Origin of the sequence: Natronorubrum amylolyticum (assembly GCF_052040145.1) — an archaeon.
Classification (GTDB): domain Archaea; phylum Halobacteriota; class Halobacteria; order Halobacteriales; family Natrialbaceae; genus Natronorubrum.
This window is the reverse complement of sequence record NZ_JBPPFW010000003.1, coordinates 112,656-134,469: the sequence shown is the minus strand read 5'-3', so window position 1 is coordinate 134,469 and position 21,814 is coordinate 112,656. Positions and strand designations below refer to the sequence as shown.

At 64.4% G+C, this 21,814-nt stretch carries 21 protein-coding genes and 1 pseudogene; 15 read left to right on the top strand and 7 right to left on the bottom strand.

Going from position 1 to position 21,814, the window contains the following annotated elements:
- The first annotated feature begins 46 nt into the window (after positions 1–46).
- From ACSFDB_RS12005 to ACSFDB_RS11980, 6 genes and pseudogenes are all read left to right on the top strand, one after another.
- Positions 47–442: an SPW repeat domain-containing protein gene (locus ACSFDB_RS12005; protein WP_440771227.1), complete on the top strand. Its 396-nt coding sequence runs from the start codon at positions 47–49 to the stop codon at positions 440–442.
- 125 nt (positions 443–567) lie between these two features.
- A complete protein-coding gene (locus ACSFDB_RS12000) occupies positions 568–867 on the top strand; it encodes a hypothetical protein (protein ID WP_440771226.1) in 300 nt (99 codons plus the stop codon).
- Between the two features lie 156 nt (positions 868–1,023).
- Positions 1,024–4,449 (top strand): PAS domain-containing sensor histidine kinase, encoded by a 3,426-nt coding sequence (locus ACSFDB_RS11995; protein WP_440771225.1) that lies wholly within the window; start codon positions 1,024–1,026, stop codon positions 4,447–4,449.
- 315 nt (positions 4,450–4,764) lie between these two features.
- Positions 4,765–5,097, top strand: a pseudogene (locus ACSFDB_RS11990) (catalase); the annotation flags it as partial.
- A gap of 293 nt (positions 5,098–5,390) precedes the next feature.
- The gene (locus tag ACSFDB_RS11985; RefSeq protein WP_440771224.1) at positions 5,391–6,083 is read left to right on the top strand and encodes a helix-turn-helix domain-containing protein; all 693 of its coding nucleotides are present in this window, start codon (positions 5,391–5,393) and stop codon (positions 6,081–6,083) included.
- Positions 6,084–6,621: 538 nt separating this feature from the next.
- On the top strand, positions 6,622–7,191 hold the full coding sequence (locus ACSFDB_RS11980) for a DUF7344 domain-containing protein (protein ID WP_440771223.1): 570 nt from the start codon (positions 6,622–6,624) through the stop codon (positions 7,189–7,191).
- A gap of 67 nt (positions 7,192–7,258) precedes the next feature.
- Here the strand turns inward: ACSFDB_RS11980 and ACSFDB_RS11975 are convergent, their stop codons facing one another.
- Positions 7,259–7,711, bottom strand: coding sequence for a hypothetical protein (locus ACSFDB_RS11975; RefSeq protein WP_440771222.1), 453 nt, complete (start codon positions 7,709–7,711; stop codon positions 7,259–7,261).
- Positions 7,712–8,017: 306 nt separating this feature from the next.
- Between ACSFDB_RS11975 and ACSFDB_RS11970 the strand changes: the two genes are divergently transcribed.
- Together ACSFDB_RS11970 and ACSFDB_RS11965 are read left to right on the top strand one after the other, a co-directional pair.
- Complete coding sequence (locus tag ACSFDB_RS11970; RefSeq protein WP_440771221.1) at positions 8,018–8,749, top strand: GNAT family N-acetyltransferase; 732 nt, start codon at positions 8,018–8,020, stop codon at positions 8,747–8,749.
- A 133-nt stretch (positions 8,750–8,882) separates the two neighbouring features.
- Positions 8,883–9,950, top strand: a complete 1,068-nt coding sequence (locus ACSFDB_RS11965; RefSeq protein ID WP_440771220.1) for a DUF7344 domain-containing protein — start codon at positions 8,883–8,885, stop codon at positions 9,948–9,950.
- 15 nt (positions 9,951–9,965) lie between these two features.
- Here ACSFDB_RS11965 and ACSFDB_RS11960 read toward each other — a convergent pair whose 3' ends face one another.
- Positions 9,966–10,181 carry a DUF2267 domain-containing protein gene (locus ACSFDB_RS11960; RefSeq protein ID WP_440771846.1) on the bottom strand — a complete coding sequence of 72 codons (216 nt, stop codon included), beginning with the start codon at positions 10,179–10,181 and terminating at the stop codon, positions 9,966–9,968.
- Between the two features lie 273 nt (positions 10,182–10,454).
- Here ACSFDB_RS11960 and ACSFDB_RS11955 point away from each other — a divergent pair, with 273 nt between their 5' ends.
- Positions 10,455–11,633, top strand: a complete 1,179-nt coding sequence (locus ACSFDB_RS11955; protein ID WP_440771219.1) for a redox-regulated ATPase YchF — start codon at positions 10,455–10,457, stop codon at positions 11,631–11,633.
- A gap of 262 nt (positions 11,634–11,895) precedes the next feature.
- Positions 11,896–12,798, top strand: coding sequence for a hypothetical protein (locus ACSFDB_RS11950; protein WP_440771218.1), 903 nt, complete (start codon positions 11,896–11,898; stop codon positions 12,796–12,798).
- Positions 12,799–12,927: 129 nt separating this feature from the next.
- Here ACSFDB_RS11950 and ACSFDB_RS11945 read toward each other — a convergent pair whose 3' ends face one another.
- Positions 12,928–13,572 carry a LysE family translocator gene (locus tag ACSFDB_RS11945; protein WP_440771217.1) on the bottom strand — a complete coding sequence of 215 codons (645 nt, stop codon included), beginning with the start codon at positions 13,570–13,572 and terminating at the stop codon, positions 12,928–12,930.
- Positions 13,573–13,876: 304 nt separating this feature from the next.
- On the opposite strand from ACSFDB_RS11945, the gene ACSFDB_RS11940 reads away from it, so the two are divergent.
- Positions 13,877–14,131 carry a hypothetical protein gene (locus ACSFDB_RS11940; protein WP_440771216.1) on the top strand — a complete coding sequence of 85 codons (255 nt, stop codon included), beginning with the start codon at positions 13,877–13,879 and terminating at the stop codon, positions 14,129–14,131.
- A 70-nt stretch (positions 14,132–14,201) separates the two neighbouring features.
- On the opposite strand, the gene ACSFDB_RS11935 is transcribed toward ACSFDB_RS11940, so the two are convergent.
- Positions 14,202–15,062 (bottom strand): UbiA family prenyltransferase, encoded by an 861-nt coding sequence (locus tag ACSFDB_RS11935; RefSeq protein WP_440771215.1) that lies wholly within the window; start codon positions 15,060–15,062, stop codon positions 14,202–14,204.
- A gap of 142 nt (positions 15,063–15,204) precedes the next feature.
- Between ACSFDB_RS11935 and ACSFDB_RS11930 the strand changes: the two genes are divergently transcribed.
- Positions 15,205–16,896, top strand: coding sequence for a thiamine pyrophosphate-binding protein (locus tag ACSFDB_RS11930; RefSeq protein WP_440771214.1), 1,692 nt, complete (start codon positions 15,205–15,207; stop codon positions 16,894–16,896).
- Between the two features lie 48 nt (positions 16,897–16,944).
- On the opposite strand, the gene ACSFDB_RS11925 is transcribed toward ACSFDB_RS11930, so the two are convergent.
- The 3 genes from ACSFDB_RS11925 to ACSFDB_RS11915 form a co-directional block, all read right to left on the bottom strand.
- Complete coding sequence (locus ACSFDB_RS11925) at positions 16,945–17,316, bottom strand: hypothetical protein (RefSeq protein ID WP_440771213.1); 372 nt, start codon at positions 17,314–17,316, stop codon at positions 16,945–16,947.
- A 149-nt stretch (positions 17,317–17,465) separates the two neighbouring features.
- Positions 17,466–17,819, bottom strand: a complete 354-nt coding sequence (locus ACSFDB_RS11920; protein ID WP_440771212.1) for a hypothetical protein — start codon at positions 17,817–17,819, stop codon at positions 17,466–17,468.
- Between the two features lie 98 nt (positions 17,820–17,917).
- A complete protein-coding gene (locus ACSFDB_RS11915) occupies positions 17,918–19,315 on the bottom strand; it encodes an FAD-binding oxidoreductase (protein ID WP_440771211.1) in 1,398 nt (465 codons plus the stop codon).
- 206 nt (positions 19,316–19,521) lie between these two features.
- On the opposite strand from ACSFDB_RS11915, the gene ACSFDB_RS11910 reads away from it, so the two are divergent.
- The 3 genes from ACSFDB_RS11910 (at position 19,522) to ACSFDB_RS11900 (ending at position 21,781) form a co-directional block, all read left to right on the top strand.
- Positions 19,522–19,848 (top strand): DUF8152 family protein, encoded by a 327-nt coding sequence (locus ACSFDB_RS11910; protein ID WP_440771210.1) that lies wholly within the window; start codon positions 19,522–19,524, stop codon positions 19,846–19,848.
- 108 nt (positions 19,849–19,956) lie between these two features.
- Positions 19,957–20,511, top strand: a complete 555-nt coding sequence (locus ACSFDB_RS11905; protein ID WP_440771209.1) for a GNAT family N-acetyltransferase — start codon at positions 19,957–19,959, stop codon at positions 20,509–20,511.
- 262 nt (positions 20,512–20,773) lie between these two features.
- A complete protein-coding gene (locus tag ACSFDB_RS11900; RefSeq protein ID WP_440771208.1) occupies positions 20,774–21,781 on the top strand; it encodes a TIGR04024 family LLM class F420-dependent oxidoreductase in 1,008 nt (335 codons plus the stop codon).
- Positions 21,782–21,814: the final 33 nt, after the last annotated feature.

Below are 21,814 nucleotides of genomic sequence, written 5' to 3'. Positions count from 1 at the left end.
ACAATGCTTGGTCCACATTTAGCATCGCAGGATGCGTACGGACGGTATGAGTGAGACACGCACGACGACCGATCGATCACCGATCCCGGTGCGGACGGCCGCGTTCGCCGCCGCGCTCGGAGCCTGGATCCTCTGGTCGGGGGTCTTCCTGACGGGCTCCGGCCCGATCATTATCAACAACGTTCTCGCCGGCGCAGCGATCGCCGCGTTCGCGGCATATACCGCCGGCTGGCCGGACGGCGGACCGCTGCCGAGCGTCGCCGCACCGGCCCTCGCCGCGCTCCTCGGGCTGTGGGTGCTCGCCGCCCCGTTCGTCCTCGAGGTAACCGCAGACCGGCTCCTCTGGAGTAACGTGATCGCCGGCGCGCTCGTGGCGATTCTGGCCGGCGGGAGCATCTACGGGAGCTGGCAGCTGACGCAGGCGAGGGCGAGCGGCGCCTGACCGTATCCGCACCGACTCCCGGCTCGAGTCCGGTGTACGTCCGAGACGGGGCGACGTTTCGACGGTGCTAGCGCTTCACTCGACCACGAGACACATATATGTTTTTCCGCGGTCTACTCTGTTCGATGACGCCTCGAATACCCGTACGGACCAACGACCGTGGACGCGACTACCGGCGTGGACGAACCGCCCCCGCCGACGCGACGCCACGTCTCGGGCGGACGGCGTCCGAGCGACGGGACGTAACCGCACGCCTCGAGCGGATCGAAACGCGGCTTCCGTTGCTGGAGAATACGCTCCGTGCAGTGGCCAGACAGGCGGGCGTTTCGATCGGCAGCCCCTGTGGTCACTGCGAGCGGAGCTATCTCTTGGTCGCCAACGGGATGATGACGTGTCCGACGTGTGGCTACCAGCAGTCGATCTGACGCCACCCCTGCTGGTCGTGGCGGGACCGAGAACGCGGACTGCTCGCGACTCGAGTCGGTAGATTGCGGTCTCTCCGGATCAGATCCGCTACAGGCGTTCCGGACCGGTTCGACCCGTCGGGGACTTTATCCGACTCTAGAGCGACGACAGCACGTATGAGCAATCGAGCGGATGCCACGGGACTGACGTTCTGGGGAGACGTCGACGACGACGTGGCGCTGCAGCGCTACCGGACGCTCGTCGATACGATCGACGACAGCGTGTATCAACTCGATGCGGACGGACACTTCATCGCGGTCAACGAGAACATCGTCGAAACGACGGGCTATTCCCGCGACGAACTCATCGGCGAGCACGTCTCGCTCGTCGTCGACGAGACGGATATCGAACGCATCAACCGCGGGATTCGCACTCAGCTCGAGGGCGACGATGAGCTGTCACCGATTGAACTCTCCATCCACACCGCTGACGGTTCCCGAATCCCCTGTGAGTTGCGGATTAACGTCCTGCTGGACGACGGTGAGTTCGCCGGTACCACCGGCGTCGCACGCGACATTTCCGACAAAAAACAACAGCGGGAGACGCTCGAGTCGACGCGAGCGTCCTACGATTCGATCACGAGCGTCGTCGACGAGGCCGACATCGGCGTCTTCATCCTCGACGAGTCGTTCAACGTGCGATGGATCGACGAATCCATCGAGGAGTATCTCGGACTCGACCGCGAGTCGATCATCGGGCGAGATAAGCGAACGGTGATCGAGGAGTCGGTCGCCGAGAGGTTCGCCGACCCCGACTCGTTCGCACGGAACGTGCTGGCGACGTACGACGACAACAGCTACGTCGAACGCTTCGAGTGTCGGGTCACCGCAGATTCCGAGACCGGCCGCGAGGAACGCTGGCTCGAGCACCGGAGCAAACCGATTCAATCGGGGCGGTACGCGGGCGGCCGTGTCGAACTCTACTACGACATTACCGACCGGAAACGCTCCGAGGGAGCGCTCAAGGAGAGCGAGAAACGGTTTCACTCGCTGGTCGACGCGGTCGAGGAGTACGCCATCTTCCGACTCGATTCGGACGGCTGCGTCGCCAGCTGGAACGAAGGGGCGCGACAGATCAAGGGGTACGAACGCGGGGAGATACTCGGTTCACACGTCTCCACTTTTTACACTGATGACGACTGCAGGGCGAACGTTCCCGCAGAAACCCTCGAGCGAGCGCGAAACGCAGGCTCGATCGAAACGGAAGGCTGGCGCGTGCGAAAGGACGGCAACCGGTTCTGGGCGAACGTGACGATCACGTCGATCGTCGACGATACCGGCACGCACCGCGGCTACGTGAAGGTCACCCGCGACATGACCGACCAGCGCGAACGGGAACAACAGCTCCAGCGCGAACGCGACCTCATCGATCGCGTCCTCGAGACCAGCCCCGTCGGGATCGTGGTCTTCGACGGGGACGGGACGATTTCTCGGGCCAACGAGCGCTATCTGGAGATCCTCGGCCTCCCGGAGTCGGGGATCGAGACGTACACGCAGGCGGGCGGGACGATCCACGATGCGAGCGGCGAGCCGGTTTCACAGGGGAGACATCCTTTCACACGGGCGCTTCGGACCGGCGAACCGGTGTTCGATCGCGTGCTCCAGCTCGAGACGCCGGGTGCGGACGACCGACGGTGGTTCGTGACGAACGCCGTTCCGATTCTCGCCGATGACGGGACCGTCGATCGCGTCGTCGCCACCGCGGAGGACGTGACGGCGCTCAAGGAGCGCGAACGCGAACTCGAGAGCGAACTCGAGGCGATCCTCAGCCGAATCACCGACGCCTTCTACGCCCTCGACGACGACTGGACGTTCACGTACGTCAACGACCGAGCGGAGGAGTTGATCGACGTCGAGGACCGCGGCTTGCACGGGCGAAATCTCTGGGAGGTGTTCGAGTGGGCGGCGAACTCGAAACTCAGAGACGAGTACGAACGGGCGATGGAGACCCAGGAGCCGACCTCGTTCGAACTCTACTACCCCGAGCCGCTCGAGACCTGGTTCGAGATCCACGCCTACCCCTCCGAAACCGGGCTCTCGGTCTACTTCCGGGACATCTCCGACCGCAAGGAGCGAGAGCGAAAGCTCACGGAGTCGGAACGACGCTACCGCACCCTCGTCGAGTACTTCCCCAACGGGATCGTCACCCTGTTCGATCACGACCGCCGGTACACGCTGGCGGCGGGGAAGGGGTTCGATCGGATTCCCGTCGACCCGGCAGACCTCGAGGGAAGCCACTTCCGCGACGCGTGGACCGAGGGGGCCGCCGACGCGCTCGAACCGATCTTCGAGGCCGTCCTCGAGGCGGGCGAGGAGCGGTCGATCGAGCTCGTGTACGCCGACCGAGAGTGGGTCGTTCGAGCCGTTCCGATTACCGACGAGCGCGGGGACGTCTTCGCCGGGATGACGATGGCCCAGGACGTCACCGAGCGCAACCAGCGCGAACGGGCGCTCCGAGAGGAACGAAACCTCGTCGAACGGATCGTCGACACGAGTCCCGTCGGGATCGTCACGCTCGACGCGGACGGCGACTTCGACCGCGTCAATCGCCGCGCGCGGGAGATACTGGGCTATCCCGAGGGCGAGTTCGAGGACGTCGTCGCCGACCTCGAGAGGGTAGACCCCGTCGAACCGGACGGTGAGTCCCTCTCGACGCCGGAGATTCCTCCCTACCGCGTCTTTCGCGAGGGGGAGACGATCAACGACTTCGAGATGGGAGTCCGCCGGGCCGACGGCCAGCGAATCTGGGTCTCTGTCAGCGGCACGCCGCTGTACGACGACGGCGAAATCGCCGGGGCCGTGATCACGTTCGCCGACATCTCCGAACGCAAGGAGTACCAGCGGCGACTCGAGGCGTCGAACGAACGACTCGAGCAGTTCGCCTACGCCGCCAGCCACGACCTGCAGGAGCCGCTACGAATGGTCTCGAGCTACCTGCAACTGATCGAGAGCCGGTACGCCGACGAACTCGACGCCGACGGCGAGGAGTTCCTCACCTACGCCGTCGACGGCGCCGAACGGATGCGCGACATGATCGAGGGGCTGCTCGAGTACTCACGCGTCGAGACGAAGGGAGAGCCGCTCGAGCCGATCGATCTCGAGGACGTGGTCGACGACGTGCTCGGGAATCTGCGCCTGCAGATCGAGGAGACCGACGCCGAGATCACGGTCGACGAACTGCCGCGGGTCCGGGGTGACGGCGACCAGCTCCGACAGGTGTTCCAGAACCTGCTCTCGAACGCGCTCGAGTACAGCGGCGACGAACCGCCCGCGATCGGCATCGACGCCGAACGCGCGGGGCCGCGGTGGCGGATCGACATCACGGACGAGGGTATCGGCATCGATCCGGACGAGACCGGGCGGATCTTCGAGGTGTTCCAGCGGCTGCACAGTCGCGAGGAGCATCCGGGAACGGGGATCGGGCTCGCGCTCTGTCAGCGGATCGTCGAACGCCACGGCGGCGAGATTCTGGTCGACTCCGAACCCGGCGAAGGCTCGACGTTTACGATCACGTTACCGGCGGCCGACGGCACCGATCGATAGGTCGAACGAGACCGGTACGCCGTCACTCTTCGTGGGGTCTCCGATCGATGCCTCGGCGTATTCGACGTTTGACGCGATGGCGTCGACGACGGAGCGTCGTCCCGCGTTTCGGCTCGGTCCACGGCTGCAAGCACATGACTGGACGAGCATCACGTTGTAGTTTGTCGAAATCGGACCACGACGGTCGTCAGCCACCCTGCGCTCTCGCACGTCTCTCTGCCGAGACGCCTGACCGTCGACCTACCGATAACTACGGACGAACCCATCGAGCACGACCGAACGGAGAATCGATCCGAAGAATCGGCTGACGACGACGTGGATACTGACCGAGGAGCACCTCGAGCCGACGGCTCCGGAGAGGCCTCCGAATCGTCCTCGAGCCGGGCCGGAACCAGCGACGACCACGACGGGGAGATGGACGAGAACAGCAAACAGGAGCAACTGGATGAGGTCCGCGAGAATCCCGCGGGAAAGGACCTCACCTCCGATCACGGCGTGAAGATCAGCGATACGGACAACTCCCTGAAAGCCGGCGAGCGCGGGCCGACGATCATGGAGGACTTCCACTTCCGGGAGAAGATGACGCAGTTCGACCACGAGTCGATCCCGGAGCGGGTCGTCCACGCTCGCGGGACGGGTGCCCACGGCGAGTCGCGTGGCTGCTGGGTCACGGAGACGAGAAAACGTGATACCGCCGACCTGCATTCCCTGTAACCAAGTTTCCACACTCGGTTGAATGAATATTTCATACAGTCGTACTATAACTTTTCTGGTGGCTGCAACGCGTGAGAGCAACCACAAAATCGACACAGTCGGCTAGTATCGGTGAACTATTCACCGCCCAAAACACTCCGCGAACAACGAGAGTCACGGCAATTGGGTGGCGGGAAAGGCTACCGGAAACCCAACGCGTCTATACGTCTCTGTGGTGGGTTTCGAGCATGACGACAGTCGTCGAACTCGAGATACCGGCCGATCGATTCGGGATCGCCCGGACGTTCGATCGGGTGCCGACGTTCGAGTGCCAGATTGGTGGGATGATCGGAGATTCGCCGCCGCTAGTCTGGGTTATCGGTCCGGATCGAGGGACCGTCCACGACGCGCTCGAGGCCGACCCGTCGGTCGACGTGATCGCGAGTTTGACAGGTGGTGAACGGAGCCTCCGAGCCGGGAACGAATCCGACGACAGTGAGCGCTGGTTGTTCCGACTCGAGTTCGGAGACAGCGTCAAACTGTTCGAACAGATCGTCGCGGAGAACGGCGGCGCTATTCTGGCGGCCTGCGGCCAGAACGGAACGTGGTCGGTGAAACTGCTCTTTCACGATCGAGCGTCGCTCTCGGAGTGTTACGCGCTGTTCGAACAGTACGATTACAGCGTCGACGTGACGCGTCTGACCGGCATGGACGACTTCGAGAGCGCCCAGACGCCGCTGACACAGACCCAGTACGAGACGATCTGTAAGGCCCACGAACTCGGCTATTTCGACATTCCCCGCCAGATCACGCTCAAGGAACTCGCCGCCGAACTCGACGTTTCTCATCAGGCGCTCTCGGAGCGACTGCGGCGCTGTCACTCGACGCTCGTCAGCGCCGAACTGACGGACGGAATGCAGCCGACGGCGATCGATCCCTGAGCGCGAGTCGCGGATCGGTTTGATCCGTTCGACGGATCGGTTCGACGCCGTGTTTCCGATCGACGATATCGTTCGGATCGGCGACCATCGGTACCTCACCACCCGTGACGAAACGTCCCGAGGAGACGCTGCTACCGACGGCGAGTCTCACAAACGAGTAACTTACAACTTCCACAGAGAGAATTATAGTGCTTCGAGAAGCGTTCTCTGCTGAAATTGGCCGAACTTCCGCATAATCGACCCGTATAGTCGTATCTACCGCAACGGACAGGTTTATTATTGGACGGAAACAAACAATTCCTGTCGGCGAGACGCCGACTCCGCGACATCACCGAGTGCCCTAAAGCGCCGGTGGTTCACTCGTGCTCAATCACGGCGGCCACTCGTGGCTGTGTGGCTGCCGGTCTCAGATCCCACGGGCCGCTCCACTGCATACCATTCGGCCCACACCTTTTCACCGCACGTTCGAGACCGAGAGAGCTGCCTCTCGAGACGGGGAAGATACTTATCTACGCTCTGTGGTGCTAGCGTATCGACAATGGCGCCATCTGCGTCTTCACCACGATCCGTCGGCGAAGGACCGTCTCGAGCGTCCACGGCGGACGACGATTCGTCGCTGGACCCCGACGACATCTATCACATCCTGCAGACGCGCCGGCGGCGTGACGTGCTCCGCTATCTCCGGACCAACGACGATCCGGTTCTGTTGAGCGACCTCGCTGAACAGGTCGCTGCCTGGGAGCACGAAACGACGGTCGAGAACCTCCACTCCGACCAGCGCCAGCGCGTCTACATCTCGTTGTACCAATCCCACCTCCCGAAACTCGACACCCGCGGAATCATCGACTACGACAAGGACCGCGGGACGATCACCGCAACCGACCTGACGCCGCAGTTCGATCCCTATCTGGCGGGAGTCGAGTCGTCGGAGTCGGACGACCCGTGGCCTTACCGGTACGCGGGAACCGTCGGCTGTTCCGGACTGCTTCTCGCCGTGACCGCGAGCGGCCTCGTCTCGGTTCCGTGGCTCGTCGTATCGGTCCTCACCGTGCTGACGTTTGCGGTCGTCACGGCTGTGCACGTCTACTCCGCGTCCGCAGAAACGTAATCGTTCGACGATCGGTAGCAAGCTCGAGCGAGCGGCCCGCGAGCACACGGCGACGAAGCGACGACCGTCAATCGGCGCAGGAAGCTGGTGCCGTGTTCGGTTCGCGGGCGGGCTCGGACTCGAGGGCGCGATGGGCGTAGAAGGCGACCGAGAAGTCCTGCGGGCTGGGGATCGAACAGGCCAGCCAGCCGATTCCGATCGCCGTCACGACCGGCGAGTCGACCGGCACGCCACGTATCCCGAGTGCGAAGACGGGCACGGCCAGGAGGAACGGGGAGAGTGCCGCAGCCCGAAGCTGCCAGGTAGGTTCGCGACCGGTCGGATGCGGTCGGACGGCCGCCCACGGACAACTCGCCAGCAGACCGACGACCCCGTCGGTCCGGTCCGGAAAGTAGGTCACCGTGTAGTCGATTCGAGCGAGTCGAAGGGTCAGTGCGTGCAGCCACTCGTGGGCCACCAGTCCGGTGGCTACCGCGAGGACGAGCGCACCGCCAGCAACCGCCACCTCCGTTTCGATCATGGGGACACGTGAGATCGACACCTGCGATCGACTCGCTCGAGTCGAGTTCCGTTCAGCGACGGACAGCGTTCCGTATCGTCATCTCACGTACTCGGTGCGAAGAACCGGCCGCGAAAGGCTTTCCGGATTCACCTGTTGGTTCATTAAGTCCGACCTGACGAGCGCGGACGCATCGCTCCGCAACTGTCGTGCGCTCAGATCAGTTGGCACGCACCATCTCCCGTAGAGCGGAGCGGTGACGCCGCCGGTGTCGACGGCCCACTACGCCGGCCAAGGGTTAAGTATTGTGAGATGGTACCTCGTACCATGGCATCCAGTAAACCCCTCGAGTTCGGCCACGACGACCGCAAACGGATCTACGAGCACGTCGAGCGCCACGGGGCCGTCGATCCCGACGACGTACAGGGGACCCTCGGGATCGATCCCAGCGGGTTCCGACACCACGTCGCGATCCTCAAACGCGACGGGCAACTCGAGGAAGCGGACGGCAAACTCCGAGTCACGATCGACGCGGGGGCCGAAGAGGAGTACGTTTCCGAGGATCTCGAGTTTCACATTCGGCCGGCCAGACAGGAGGATCTCACGGGGATCGTCGGCGCGATCCGACAGGTCGCCGAGGAGAAGACGTATATCGAAGCCGAGAGCGTCGCCGACGAGATCGACCATCAGGACGCCCTGTTGCGGCACAACGAAATCGAATCTCGGATGTTCTTCGTCGCGACGGTCGAAGACGAGGTCGTCGGCTGGGTCCACCTCCACGCGCCGGAACTAGAGAAGCTCTCCCACACCGCCGAACTCACTGTCGGCGTTCTGGAGGAGTACCGCGGCCACGGCATCGGCTCGCACCTCCTCTCGCGCGGGCTCGAGTGGGCCGGCGCGAACGGCTACGAACGCGTCTACCAGAGCGTCCCCTCGAGCAACGAGGACGCAATCGCGTTCCTCGAGGGCCACGATTGGGAGACCGAGGCCGTCCGCGAGGACCACTACAAGCTGAACGGACACTACGTCGACGAGGTGATGATGGCGCTCGTGCTGTAGACGTTTTGTTCGCTCTCGAGTCGATTGAACCAGTATCAGATATCGAATGGTCGGAACGGGGTTCGTTTCCGCCTCGAAAACGAAGTCTGAGCCGACACGATACTTTATGTGACCGTCCGGAGAACGGAGCTGTATGCGTTTCGCTACCCCCTTACAGTCCGAGTTGAAGGGGTGGGGGGAGTCGAGCGCCGCGATCGTCGCGATGGGCCTCGCCCTCGCGGCCGTCGGGATCGTCCAGACGATTACCACGCCGGCTACACAACCGGTCGTCGCGCTCGAGTTGTTCGTCTCGTTTCTCGTCCCGACGGGCCTCGCCACCGGCGGCTACTGGCTGGCCAGTCGAAACGTCGCGCCGGACGTCCGCTCTCGAGTCGCGATCTGGGTCTCGATCGGCATCGTCGCCGCCTGCGGGCTCGGCGGCTGGCTGGTGCTCTACGTCTCCCTCGAGGGTGGGACGATCGTCGAACCGCTCTCACTCGTGACGACGCTCGCGGCGGTCGGCGGCGCGACGGGATTCGTCGCCGCGGTTTGCGTGATGTCTCGAGAGAGTGCGTCCGATACGGCGGCGCCGTTCGAGTCCGGCAGCGGGCCTGATACGGCTCACGATTCCACGCGCGCGGACGACCCGAGGCGAAACTACGGCGACGAGCGGGAGGCGCTCTCCGAAACGGAGACGGCCGCGGAGTCAGCCGCGAGCACGCCGGTTAGCGCACCCACCGTGACCGCCCCGAAACCGGCCACGGACTGTCCACTCGAGCCCACTGAGACCGCGGCGAGTATCGAATCCGCCGATCCTCCCGAGCCGATCGTCCCCGACGAGACCGTTCCGCTGGCGCCGTCCCCGGGCGAACTCGAACCGAGCGTCGAACGGGTCGCGGCGGTTCCGGGGACGACGGAGACCGTGCTCGAGGTCCTGCGGGACGAGCGGTCGCGAATCGTCCTCGCACGACTGTACCACGACGCCGACAAAGCCCAGTCGCTCGCCGATCTCGCGCGCGTCGTCGCCGCACACACCGACCAGTGCGCCGCTACGGCGGCGGTATCGCTCCGGCACGCGACGCTTCCGCGGTTGGCTGCTATTCGCGCCATCGACTGGGATCCGCATGCCGATCGCGTCAGCGCGCCGGAAAACGCACTCTTCGAGGAGGGGGTTCGCGACGCGTCGGCGCTGCTCGAGGCGTTCGAGCCGGGTACTCGGTAGTCGCCGAAATCGCCCTTACGCCGGGCTACCTTCGTGTTCTGCGATCTCGAACAGCTTGTCGTAGCCCTTGTCGTCGGGGAGTTGCGCGCTGATATCGTCGAGTGCGCCTTCGGTGACACCTTCCTTGAGGAACCGACTGAGCTCTTCGGAGAGTTGTGCGCCGAGATTCTCTGCCTCACCGGGTTGGATCCGCTCGGAGAGCGTCGTCAGCGTCGCCCGGGAGATGCTCAGCGCGGCCTCTCGGGAGTCGAGCTGTGCGCGGTGTTGAACCTCGCCGATGAAGTCGTCGTACTGATGGTCGCTCGTTTACGCGCGCCACTGGTGAGCCTGAACCCTTCAGTCGAAAGGGTACCGTCGGTGATCGACGAGTAGTGGGAGTTCGGTCCAATCCTCGACCCGTCGATTCGTTCGTCCCCGACGGCTCCTCGAGCGCCGGTCCGACACCGCCGGCGATCGGTGGCGGGAATCGAAAGACAGTTTGAGGGGACGATGCTACGGAGAGGCATGCTTTCGATCGCGCTTGCCGGGAAACCGAACGCCGGCAAGTCCACGTTCTACACCGCGGCGACGATGGCGGAGGTCGACGTCGCCAACTACCCCTTTACGACCATCGACGCCAACCGCGGGGTCAGCTACGTCCGGACGGAGTGTCCCTGCCTCGAGCGCGAGGAGCGCTGTAACGCCGACAACTGTGAGGACGGCAAGCGCTACGTTCCGATCGAACTGCTCGACGTCGCGGGGCTGGTACCGGGTGCTCACGAGGGGAAGGGGCTCGGCAACCAGTTCCTCGACGAACTCACGAACGCGGACGTGATCGTGAACGTCATCGACGCCTCCGGCGGCACCAACGAGAAGGGCGAACCCGTCGATATCGGCGCACACGACCCGCTCGAGGACATCGATTTCGTCGAGGAGGAGATGGACCTCTGGCTGGCCGGTATCGTCGAGAACAACTGGGAATCCGTCGAGCGCAAGTCTCGCTCGCCCGACTTCGACATCGACGACGTGCTGGCCGACATGCTCTCGGGCTTCGGCGCCTCGCCGACGCAGATCGCGAAGGTGCTTCGGGAACTGGAGTATCCCGACGACCCCATCCAGTGGGAGGACGACCATCGCGAGGAACTCGCTCGACTGGTCCGCGAACGGACCAAGCCGATCGTCGTCGCGGCGAACAAGATCGACGTCGCGCCCCAGGAGAACGTCGAGAAGTTACTCGAGTTGGATAAACCCGTCATCCCCACCACCGCGGAGGGGGAACTCGCACTCCGCCGCGCCGCGGAGAACGGCCTCGTCGACTACGATCCCGGCGACGAAAGCCTCGAAATCGGCGACGGCGTCAACGACGCCCAGCGCGAGGCCCTCGAGGGACTCGCCCAAACGATGGGCGAGTGGGACGGCACCGGCGTGCAGTCCGCGCTGAACTACGCGGTCTACGAGTTGCTCGAGTACCTCACGGCGTACCCGGTCGAGGACGCCGCGAAGTGGTCCGACGGCAGCGGCAACGTCCTTCCCGACGCCTTCCTCCTGCCTGACGGCTCGACGCCAGTCGACCTCGCCTACGCCGTCCACTCCGACATCGGCGACGGCTACCTCCACGCCGTCAACGCGAAGTCGAGTCGTGAGGTGAGCGATGGGTACGAACTCGAGGAAGGCGACGTGATCAAGATTGTGAGTACCAACTGACGGTCGCGCGGCGTGCGTTCGATCCCGTTGGATCACTGCAGCACCGCTGACCGCGGGGGCCGGGACGGGCGAAAGCGGTACCGGTTTGGTCGGGCCGGAACCGTTCACTCGAAGACGACCAGCCGTTTTAGCGTTCTTCCTGACACCGACGAACTATCAACAACAGTAATTAGTATATTACATTACTGTAGAAGACATTTTCAAGCAGTGAGGATAATAATTATTTCTTAAAACTCCGCCGTGGGCTATCGAGCCGTAACAGATGACTCCCGAACGAACCCGAAGTGATGGCGTTCTGAACCGGCGATCGTATCTCACCCTCAGCGGCGCGACTGTCGCGGGGATCCTCGGCGGAACGGGTACAGGTAGCGCGACGGACGACGGCTACGAAACCGTCAGCGTCCCCGAAGGCGAGCGCGAGGTCGTCTACGTAAACGACGACGAGACGCTCGAGAACGTGCTGTTCGACGTCACGGCGTGCGGTGCCGGCGTGACGATCGTCGCGTACGGATCGGGCTGGACGATCCGAAACGTCGGCGTCCGCGGGCAGGTCGACATGGACGATAATACCGTCATCGGTGGGGCCGTCACCGACGGCGGGAGCGCTCGTATCGAGAACGTGTGGATCGGCGACGGCGCGGTCTACGAGGAGGAGGGCGGAATCGGAATCTGGCTCGATCCCGAACACGACGGTCACCTCACGATCGATCGGGTGAACGTCCAGGAGATGGGGAACAACGCCTTCTACTGTTCGTCGCCGGGTGGCAACGGCGACGGAACGGTAACCTTCAAGAACTGTTATGCGGCAAACTGCGGGATCGCTCACTACCGACTCGCACGCGGGACGGTCGATAATTGCGTCGCCGCCGTTACCGACGACCGACAACACCGTCAGGGACGAGGAGTCTGGGCGTGGCCATCCGGGCCGGTCTTCGTCAAAGACAGCCAGTTCGCGATGAACGGGAACCACTACTCGTTCGTCCCCGGCGCGGAGGACGAGGGGAGTACCATGATCGTCGCCGGAACGCAGTGGGACGACGGGTTCCGCGGCGGCTGGACGGATCACTACGGCGGGACCGTACATTTCGTCGGCACCGGCAACGATCCGCAAAACACCGTCCCAGCGGGCTGTCCGACCTCGGTCATGGACGCAGTCGAAAACTGATCGTCGGATTCAGCTCGCGGCATCCCGCTGCCGATTGACGTTCGCCTACCGACTCCCAGTAGACGTCGTTCGGATCGAACCGCCGCTCCCGTTCAGTTTTTGCCCCGTTGTCGCCCGTTCGACTCGCCCTCAGCCGAGTACACTCCCGATCAGCAGGCGAAGTCCGAGTCCGATCAGGATCAGTCCCGAAAGCCACCGCACGCCGGCGGCGACTCGCGGTCGCGCGAACAGCAGTTGTCGGACGGCGCTCGAGCCGACCGCCACCGTCGCGAGGTAGCCCATGGTCACGATGGCGTAGATCGCACCGAGGATCGACAGCTGCGTCGGAACGTGGCCGGCCCGATCGACGAACTGCGGCAGGAAGGCGAGAAAGAACAGCGCAACCTGCGGATTCAAGACGTTGACAAGCACGGCCTCCCGAAACGGGCTCGCCGTCGAGGGATCGTCGTCGTCCACCAGGAGCCCGTCGTCCCGGATCGTGCGAACGCCCAGGTAGACGAGGTAGCCCGCGCCGACGACGGTGACGGTGGCGAAGGCGAGTTCGGACGCCCGAAAGACGGCGGATAGTCCCACGACCGCCGCGAGGGTGTGGACGAGCACGCCAACGCTGATTCCGACGGCGGAAGCGATTCCGGCGTCGCGACCGTCACCGACGCTCCTGGTGAGCACGTAGAGCGTATCGGGGCCTGGCGAGAGGATCATCGCACCCGCCGCGACCAGGTAGATCGCAAGGAGCGTCGGTTCGATCAGGGCGGCGTCGATGCGCTCGAGCATCGACGATTACACCTCGAGCGGGCTCTCACGTGGGTCGGACGGTCCGCCATCGTCGGTGACGACGAAGGGACACGCGAAGCGATACCGGTCGGCGATTCGCTGTCGGTTCACTGTCGATCAGTTTCTCGGTCGGCGACAAAAGCGACGCGACTCTTCGGGAGTGGACCTCGAGGATGGATGCGATTCCCTCGCTCTCGAGTGGACGTGTAACTCCCACAGCGCGACGAGAGTGCGGTAGATCTCCACGGGCCGATGACTGACCTGACACTTTAATGATCTCGAGGGCTTACACGGGATCGACGCGATGAGCGAACCACGACCGACGCTGATGGAGGATCTCGAGCGTGCGGGCCGGGAGAGCATGCCGCATCTGCTGGGTGCGATCGTCTCGGCGGTCGTCTCGCTGCTCGTTCCGCTCGCGGGGATCGTTGCGGCCTACAGCGGCTACCGGCTGACGACGGTCATGGAGCGGTCGTGGTTCGGCCTACTGTTCGCCGTCTTCGGCGTCGTGAGTATCGTTTCGTGGCTGGTGTTGATCTGGGGACCGCACCTGTTCTGATCTTCCTGATCGTACACCGGCGTTGCGAGCGACGGCTTCCGACGCTTCGAGTACCGACGTGTTCGTGTCGTCAACCGATCGCCGCTAGCGGCTCGAACCAGACCGCGACGACCAGCACAGCTAGGAAGACGTACGATCCGCGGACGAGCAACATGGTCGCGAGATCCGGCCCGGTCCGGTAGGCGATGGCGGCGACGACGGCGAACGCGAGCGCCGCGAGGATCGCGGTCGGTGGAAACACGCGAGCGGTGGCGAAGCCGACCACGACGAGGAGCGCGAGCACCATCAGGCCGTACGCGACGGCGTGCGCTCGCTGCGGGCCGACCGTGACGGCGACCGTTCGTTTCTCGATCGATCGGTCGTAGTCGTAGTCCTGGGCGTCGTCGACGACCTTGATGCCCGACAGCAAGACGAGGAAGACGACCGCGAACCCGAGCGGGACTGCGGTGATTGTCCCGGCTTGCACGTAAAACCCGCCGAGCAGCGAGAGCGCGATCCCGAGCGGATAGCCGGTCGTCGCCGTGATGGGGTTCATGTCCAGTTGGGGAGCGTGGTGGTAGGCGATCACCCACGTCGGCAGCGTCAGCGCGACCGCGATCCAGCCGACGGAGAGCCAGAGGAGGAGACAACACACGCCGAACGTCGCCGACGAGAGGACGAGACCGACGCGACAGCCGCGTTCGGTCAGCGGGTGATCGTCGTCCTCACCGCGAAGGTGGAAGTCGACGTAGCCGTCCTTGACGTGGGCGGTGTACACCGCCGCGAAGATTGCGAGGGTGTGAAGCGCCGCGAGGGTCGGCTCGAGAGCGCCGGCAAGAACGACGCCGAACAGCGACGCTGCGAGCGGAGGCAGCATGAACACCGGATGGACCTGCGACCAGAACGCCTGTGCAGTCGCTGTGACGCCGGGTCCATCTCTCGCGAGAGCCATATCACGAGCGACAACGAACTGATGTATAATACCCCGCCCGGCATGGAACTCGCCGGAATCAGAGAGACACGTGACAGCCCAGAAACCCGTCTCGAGCGCCGAAACACACAGTTTGATGTATCGTCCCGTTCCACGAACGATCATGACAGACGGCTACACCGGTGCAGATCTCTTCACCGACGCACTCGAGTCCTACGGCGTCGACTACCTCTTCGGGAATCCTGGCACGACGGAGCTTCCGATCGTGGACGCGGTCGGACGGAGCGACCTCGAGTACGTCCTGGGGCTCCACGAGGACATCGCGGTGGGAATGGCTTCGGGCTACGCCCAGACGCGACGGTACCATTCCCACCACGACGAGTCGATCAACCCGGTCGGCGTAGCGAACCTCCACGTCGCGCCGGGGCTGGCCCACGGGCTGGGGAACCTCTACGCGGCCAAGATCACCGGCGCGCCGGTGGTCGTCACCGCCGGAAACCACAGCACGGATTTCCGCCACGAGGAACCGATCCTCTCGGGCGGGCTGGTCGAGATGGCCGAGCAGTTCTGTAAGTGGTCCGACGAAGTGTTAGACGTCGAGGCGCTTCCGACGATGCTCCGGCGCGCGTTCCGCGTCGCGATGACGCCGCCGACCGGGCCCGTCTTCCTCGGACTTCCGCTCGACGTTATGCTCGCCGAGACCGACGCCGAACCCGAACGCCTCGGGGCGATTCCGAACGCGGGTAGCGGCGATCCGGCTCAACTCGAGCACGCCGCCGACCTGCTCGTCGACGCCGACAACCCAGTGATGGTCGTCGGGGACCACGTCGCGCGTTCGGGGGCGGACGCCGTCGCCGCGGCGGTCGAACTCGCGGAGGCGACCGGGGCTCGCGTCCACGGCGAAATCCTCTCCTCCGAGGTGGACTTCCCGACCGACCACGATCAGTGGGTCTCCTACATCCCGCCGAACGAGGACCTCGCGTCGATGCTGATGGACACCGACACGGTCGCCTTCATCGGCTGTTCGACCAACACGACGCTGACTCGCCACGAGGAGGCGCTGGTCGACTCCGAAACGACCTGTATCCACATTAGCGACGACGACTGGCAGGTCGGCAAGAACCAGCCCGCCGACGCGGCCGTCATCGGCGATCCCGGGCTGATCCTGCAGGGGCTCATCGAGCGCGTGCAGGGCAGACTCTCGGAAGAGACCGTCGAGGAACGACTCGAGAACGTCGCTGCGATCAAGGAGATGGTCGAGGCGAAGATGGCCGGCATGGGCGAGGGTGACGCCGAAGACGACCCGCGGGCCTCGAAGGCCGAACTCGTCGACGCGATGGAACGGGTGGCCGGAGACGCCGCGATCGTCGACGAGGGCGTGACCTCGAAGTACGCCATGCTGACCCGCTGGAACTTAGCGCCCGAACAGTACATCTCGAACAAGGGCGGCGGACTCGGCTACGGGCTCCCCGCGTCCGTGGGCGCGGCCATCGCCGAAGGCCAGCGCGACGACCCGCGGGACGTGATCGGCTTCATCGGCGACGGCTCCTACCTCTACTACCCCCACTCCATCTACAGTGCGGCCCGCCACGACGTCGACCTCACGGTCGTCATCTCGGACAACCGCAACTACCGCATCCTGAAGGACAACACGCTCAAACTGATGGGCGGCGAGGAGGCCGACTACGAGTTCACCGCCATGGACTTCGATCCGGCCGTCGACCTCGTGAAGAACGCCGAGAGCCACGGTGCGCGGGCCGAACAGGTCGAGACGCCGGACGGAATCGAAGGGGCGCTCGAGGAGGCGCTGGCCAACGAGGGCCCCGACGTGCTCGACGTGTTAGTGCACGACTGAGGCGGGGTCGCTCGAGGTGGTTCAGGGCCGGCGGCCGTCGACTCCCAGTTAGCACTCGATGTTTCCCTTGCTCGATTCCAAGAACACGAACGAATCGTCACCGGTGACGAGCGCGGTCGCAGCCACCGGATCGGACCGAATGCTCGTCATGTCCATCTCGTGCCAACCTGCGCCGTTCAGTTGAAATTCGAAGGTGAACGCGCCCTCGGTCGGTTCCACGTCGGCCGCTTCGACGGTTAGCCAATCGTGGGGCTCGAGGGCTGCTTCCTCGTCGTACAGTCGGTCCTCACCCTCGCGAAGCCGCAGTCGAACGTGGTGGGTCTCGGTCTCGTCGTCGTTGAAAACCATCGCCTGACACAGTCGGACGGAGTCCGCCGTCTCGTCGTCCGTTTCGCGAACTCGATCGAGACAGCCGCTCATTGGTAGGAGTACGCCACCGGAGAGTACCTGGAGGGTAGTTCGGCGAGTGAGACGACGCATTACTGTACGGAATGTCACTCGAGGTGAACAAATTTGTCATTCTACGATCAATCTCGCCCTAAACGACGAACGGAACAGATGAGCGCCGTTCAATACTGGTCCCGCACGTTGTCTATCTGACACTGCACGCAGAGATCGTCGGCGAAACACGAGATGTCGTCGTAGGGACAGTCGTAGGCCTCGACGTGGACGGAGAGGCTGCGCTTTTCCCGTCTCCAGACGCTCTCCCAGTCGTCGATGTCCATCTCCGCGGAGGTGAAGACGACGGCCCCGTCTCGATCCACGATCTTTGCCACCGTGACCGAGTGCTGTCGCTCCCTGACGAGGTCGATCGCTCGCTCGTACGAGGCACAGTCGATCGCCTCCGTTTCCGCGTCGTCGTCAAGGAGCCGAACGGTGATCGACCCGTCGTACTCCTCCGTCGGATCCAACCCGTGAGTCACGATAGCTACTGACCCAAGGGCCGTAAAAAAGGTGGGGTTCGAGGAACGTGTGTTCGGATAACCCCCGAGTCCGGTTTGTCATGCCGCTTCCGCTGGTCTCACTCCACTTCGTCCGGGAAGATCTTCCCCGGATTCAGCGTCCCCGTCGGATCCAGCGCCCGCTTGATCCGTCGCATCGCATCGACCGCACCCGCGCCGTGTTCGGCCTCGAGATACTCGCGCTTTCCCTGTCCGATTCCGTGCTCGCCCGTCGAGGTGCCGCCGATCGCCATCGCTTGCTCGACGATTTCCTTGTACAGTGCTTCGCCGCGCTCGAGTTGCTCGGGATCGTCCGGATCGACGAGCACGCTGTAGTGGAGGTTACCGTCTCCCGCGTGGCCGAAGCAGGGGACGGCCAGTCCGTACTCCTCCTCGAGCCGTTTGGCTTCGTGGACGATCTCCGGATAGGCGCTGATCGGGACCGTCACGTCGCCGGGGTGTAGCGGCTGTGAATCGGGGTCGTAGCTCTGCACGGCGTAGGCCAACTCCCGGCGGGCCCGCCAGAGCGACTCCATCTCGGCGTCGTCGTCGCTCATCTCGAAGCGGGCCACGTCGTGGTCCTCGAAGATGGTCCGGCAGAGGTCGATCTCCTCCTCGACGCCGTGATTGGCGTGGAACTCGAGGAAGACCATCGGTGCGTCGGGCAGGCCGGAGTCGAGATACTCGTTGGCCATCCGGGCGCTCAGCCCGTCGACGAGTTCGATCCGGGCGACGTCGACGTCGGTCCGGACGGCGTCGAAAACCGCGGCAGTCGCGTCGTCGAGCGTCTTGAAGATCGCTCGCCCGCCGCGGATCTGCTGGGGACGGCCGGCCAGCCGGAGGGTGGCCTCGGTGACGACCGCCAGCGTCCCCTCGCTGCCGACGAGCAGTTCGGTCAGGTTGTAGCCGCTCGAGGTCTTGATCGCTCGCGAGCCCGTCCGGACGACCGTTCCGTCGGCCAACACGGCCTCGAGGCCGAGCACCCAGTCGGCGACCTCGCCGTACTTGACGGTCTGCATGCCGCTGGCGTCGGTCGCGATCATTCCGCCGATCGTCGAGATGTCGCCCGAAGAGGGCAGCGGCGGGAAGAACAGGCCGTCGTCGGCGACGTACTCGTCGACCGCCGAGCCGATGATTCCGGGTCCGACGTCGATCTGGAAGTCGTCCGGCCGGTAGTCGACGACGTCGTCCATTCGGGTCAGATCCATGCTGATCCCGCCGTGGGCCGGGACGGCGTTGCCCTCGAGCCCCGTCCCCGCCGCGTAGGGCGTGACGGGCACGTCGTGTTCGGTCGCGGCGGCGAGGACCACCGAGACGTCCTCCGTCGTCTCCGGCCAGACGACGGCATCTGGAAGCACCCCGCGTCCGTCCTGTTCCGCGCCCCAGTCGGCGGCGTGTGTTTCCCGGCGCCCCTCCGCGAACGATAGCTGGTCGTCCGTGAGGTCGAGGTCCTCGAGGAACGAACAGTCGTGTGTCATACGTGGTCGTCGTTCACGTGCCGTATCAACGTTTCCCACCTACTCGTTCAGCCCCGACGCTTCGGGGATGCTCGCCTTGGTCTTCGCGCACCGGCGCCGTGCGAACGGTTCGTGGCCCCTTCGATCCTCGCTGTTTGAATGTCGGGGGTCGTCTCCGCCGGTTTCTTCGAGCAAGCGTCACGGGTCTCGAGTCCGTAGTCCCAATCGTGACTGACGATTCGCATCCGGCCCGCACAGCCGATGGCTCCGAGGACTCGCTCGAGGACCACACCCAGCAGCTTCACCGGCACCTCGAGGCCACCGCCGAGTTACCGATCGACCGGCTGGCGAACCGCTGGCTCGGCGAGGCCGAAGCCATTTCTCGGGATGTCGCGACGAGCGACCTCGAGGACGACGTCGTCGTCGAACGCGTCGAGAAGATCCAGCACCTGCTCTCGGAGGTCGACGAGACCGGCCACGAGGAGGGGGACGACCACCTCGAGGCGGCGATCCAGTGCTGTAAAGCGATTCTCGAGGGAACGGAGCGCAACTGACCCCGTCGACCGACCGGACGTACCGAGATGCGAATACCGAGGGACGACGCGTCCGCCGCAGTCTCTCACGACGGAAGACATATTCCACTCGTCTCTGTTGTCGATTGTATGCCAGGTGCCCGAATCTCCCGCGGTACTCGCGTGACGCTCCGGACGGTCGAGGACGATGACCTACCGTTCCTGCAGCGAGCGTACGCCAATCCCGACCTTCGGTATCCGCTCGGAACCCCGCTGCTGAACCGAGACGAACTCGAGGCGTGGCTCGACGACGACAACGCGGATCGGTTCCTCGTCTGTCTCGACGGAGAGCGGACGGGTCCCGACCGTCCCGAAGATGCCGACGACGTTCGACGTATCGGCCTCGTGACGGTCGAAGACGCCGACTGGCGGCGTCCGGAGATCGTCTACTGGCTCGTCCCGGCGGTCCACGGCGATGGATACGGGAGCGAAGCCGTGTCCCTGGTAATCGACTACGTCTTCCGCACGTACGATACGCCGGCCGTCGGCGCGGCGGCCTACGAGTTCAACGACGCCTCCCGTGGCCTCCTCGAGTCGCTCGGGTTCGAGGAGGAGGGGCGCACTCGACGGGACCGGTTCATTGACGGCGAGTACGTCGACACGATCCGGTACGGACTGCTGCGGGAGGAGTGGACTCGAGCGTGACTCCGACCGCGATTGACCGAAGCCGTGACTCGGCCACGTAGCGGGTGACGAGCACTCGAGGCCCCGACAGGGGGCCGGAGTGTGAGACGCAACTTCTGCGCCGCCCTATGCCATTACTACTGGAAGAAATTTCCCCTATACCAACAACCAGTGTTCAGTAAACGGTCAACTCTCGGAAACGATGGATTTTATGATAACTGATACCGTACTGTCGGCTGATGGCAGATAGCCGAGCGATTCGACCGCCGCGGAGGGGAGAACCGTGAACGCCGATCTCGACCTGCTGGTGCAGCTCAACGACTACGAGCGACCGCAGGACGTGGCCGAGCGAGCCGTCCAAGCCGAGGAGCTTGGCTTCGACCGGATTACGGTCGGCGAGACGACGGGCTGGAACATCGTCCCGGTGCTCACGCTCGCCGCCGACCGCACGGACGAACTGGGGATCACGAACGACGTCATCTCGCCGTTCGGTCGCTCCCCCGCGATGCTCGCCCAGACCGCGCTCACGCTGCACGAGGCCTCCGAGGGCCGGTTCCGGCTCGGTCTCGGGCCAAGTTCACCCGCGATCACCGAGCGCTGGCACGGCCTCGAGTTCGACCGCCCGCTCCGACGGACCCGCGAGACCATCGAGGTCATTCGGTCGGTCTACGAGAACGGCAACCCCGCCTACGAAGGCGAGATATTCGACATCGCCGGCCTCAACTACGAGCGCGAGGTCCCCGAGAACCCGCCACCGATCGACCTCGGGACGCTCGGCCCGAAAGCCACCGAGATGGCCGGCCGCTTCGGCGACGGCTGGGCGCCACAGATGTTCACGAAAGAGGGTCTCGAGGAGCGACTCGAAGACCTTTCCCGCGGTGCCGAACTCGCCGACAAGAGCGTCGACGACCTGCGCGTCGCGCCGATCGTCCGCGGTATCGCGAGCGAGGATCGCGAACTCGCCCGCCGGAAAGCCCGCGGCACGATCGCGTTCATGCTGGGTGCCTACGGCCCGTACTACGGCGATTCCGTCGCGGAGCAGGGCTATCCCGAGGTCGTCGAGAACATCCGCGCGGCATGGCAGGACCGCGATACGGAGCGAATGGCTGCCGAGTTGCCTGAGGAACTGCTCGACGAACTCGCGCCAGCGGGAACGCCCGACGAAGTTCGCGAGTGGGTCGAATCGTACAGTGAGATAGACGGCGTCGACGCCGTCCGCGTCGGCTTCGTCAACGAGATGACCGAGGACGAGAAGGAGACGACGATGGAAGCGGTCGCTGACCTGGTGTAGAGTCAATCGGTCGCCGCTCGAGTCGGCCGCCGA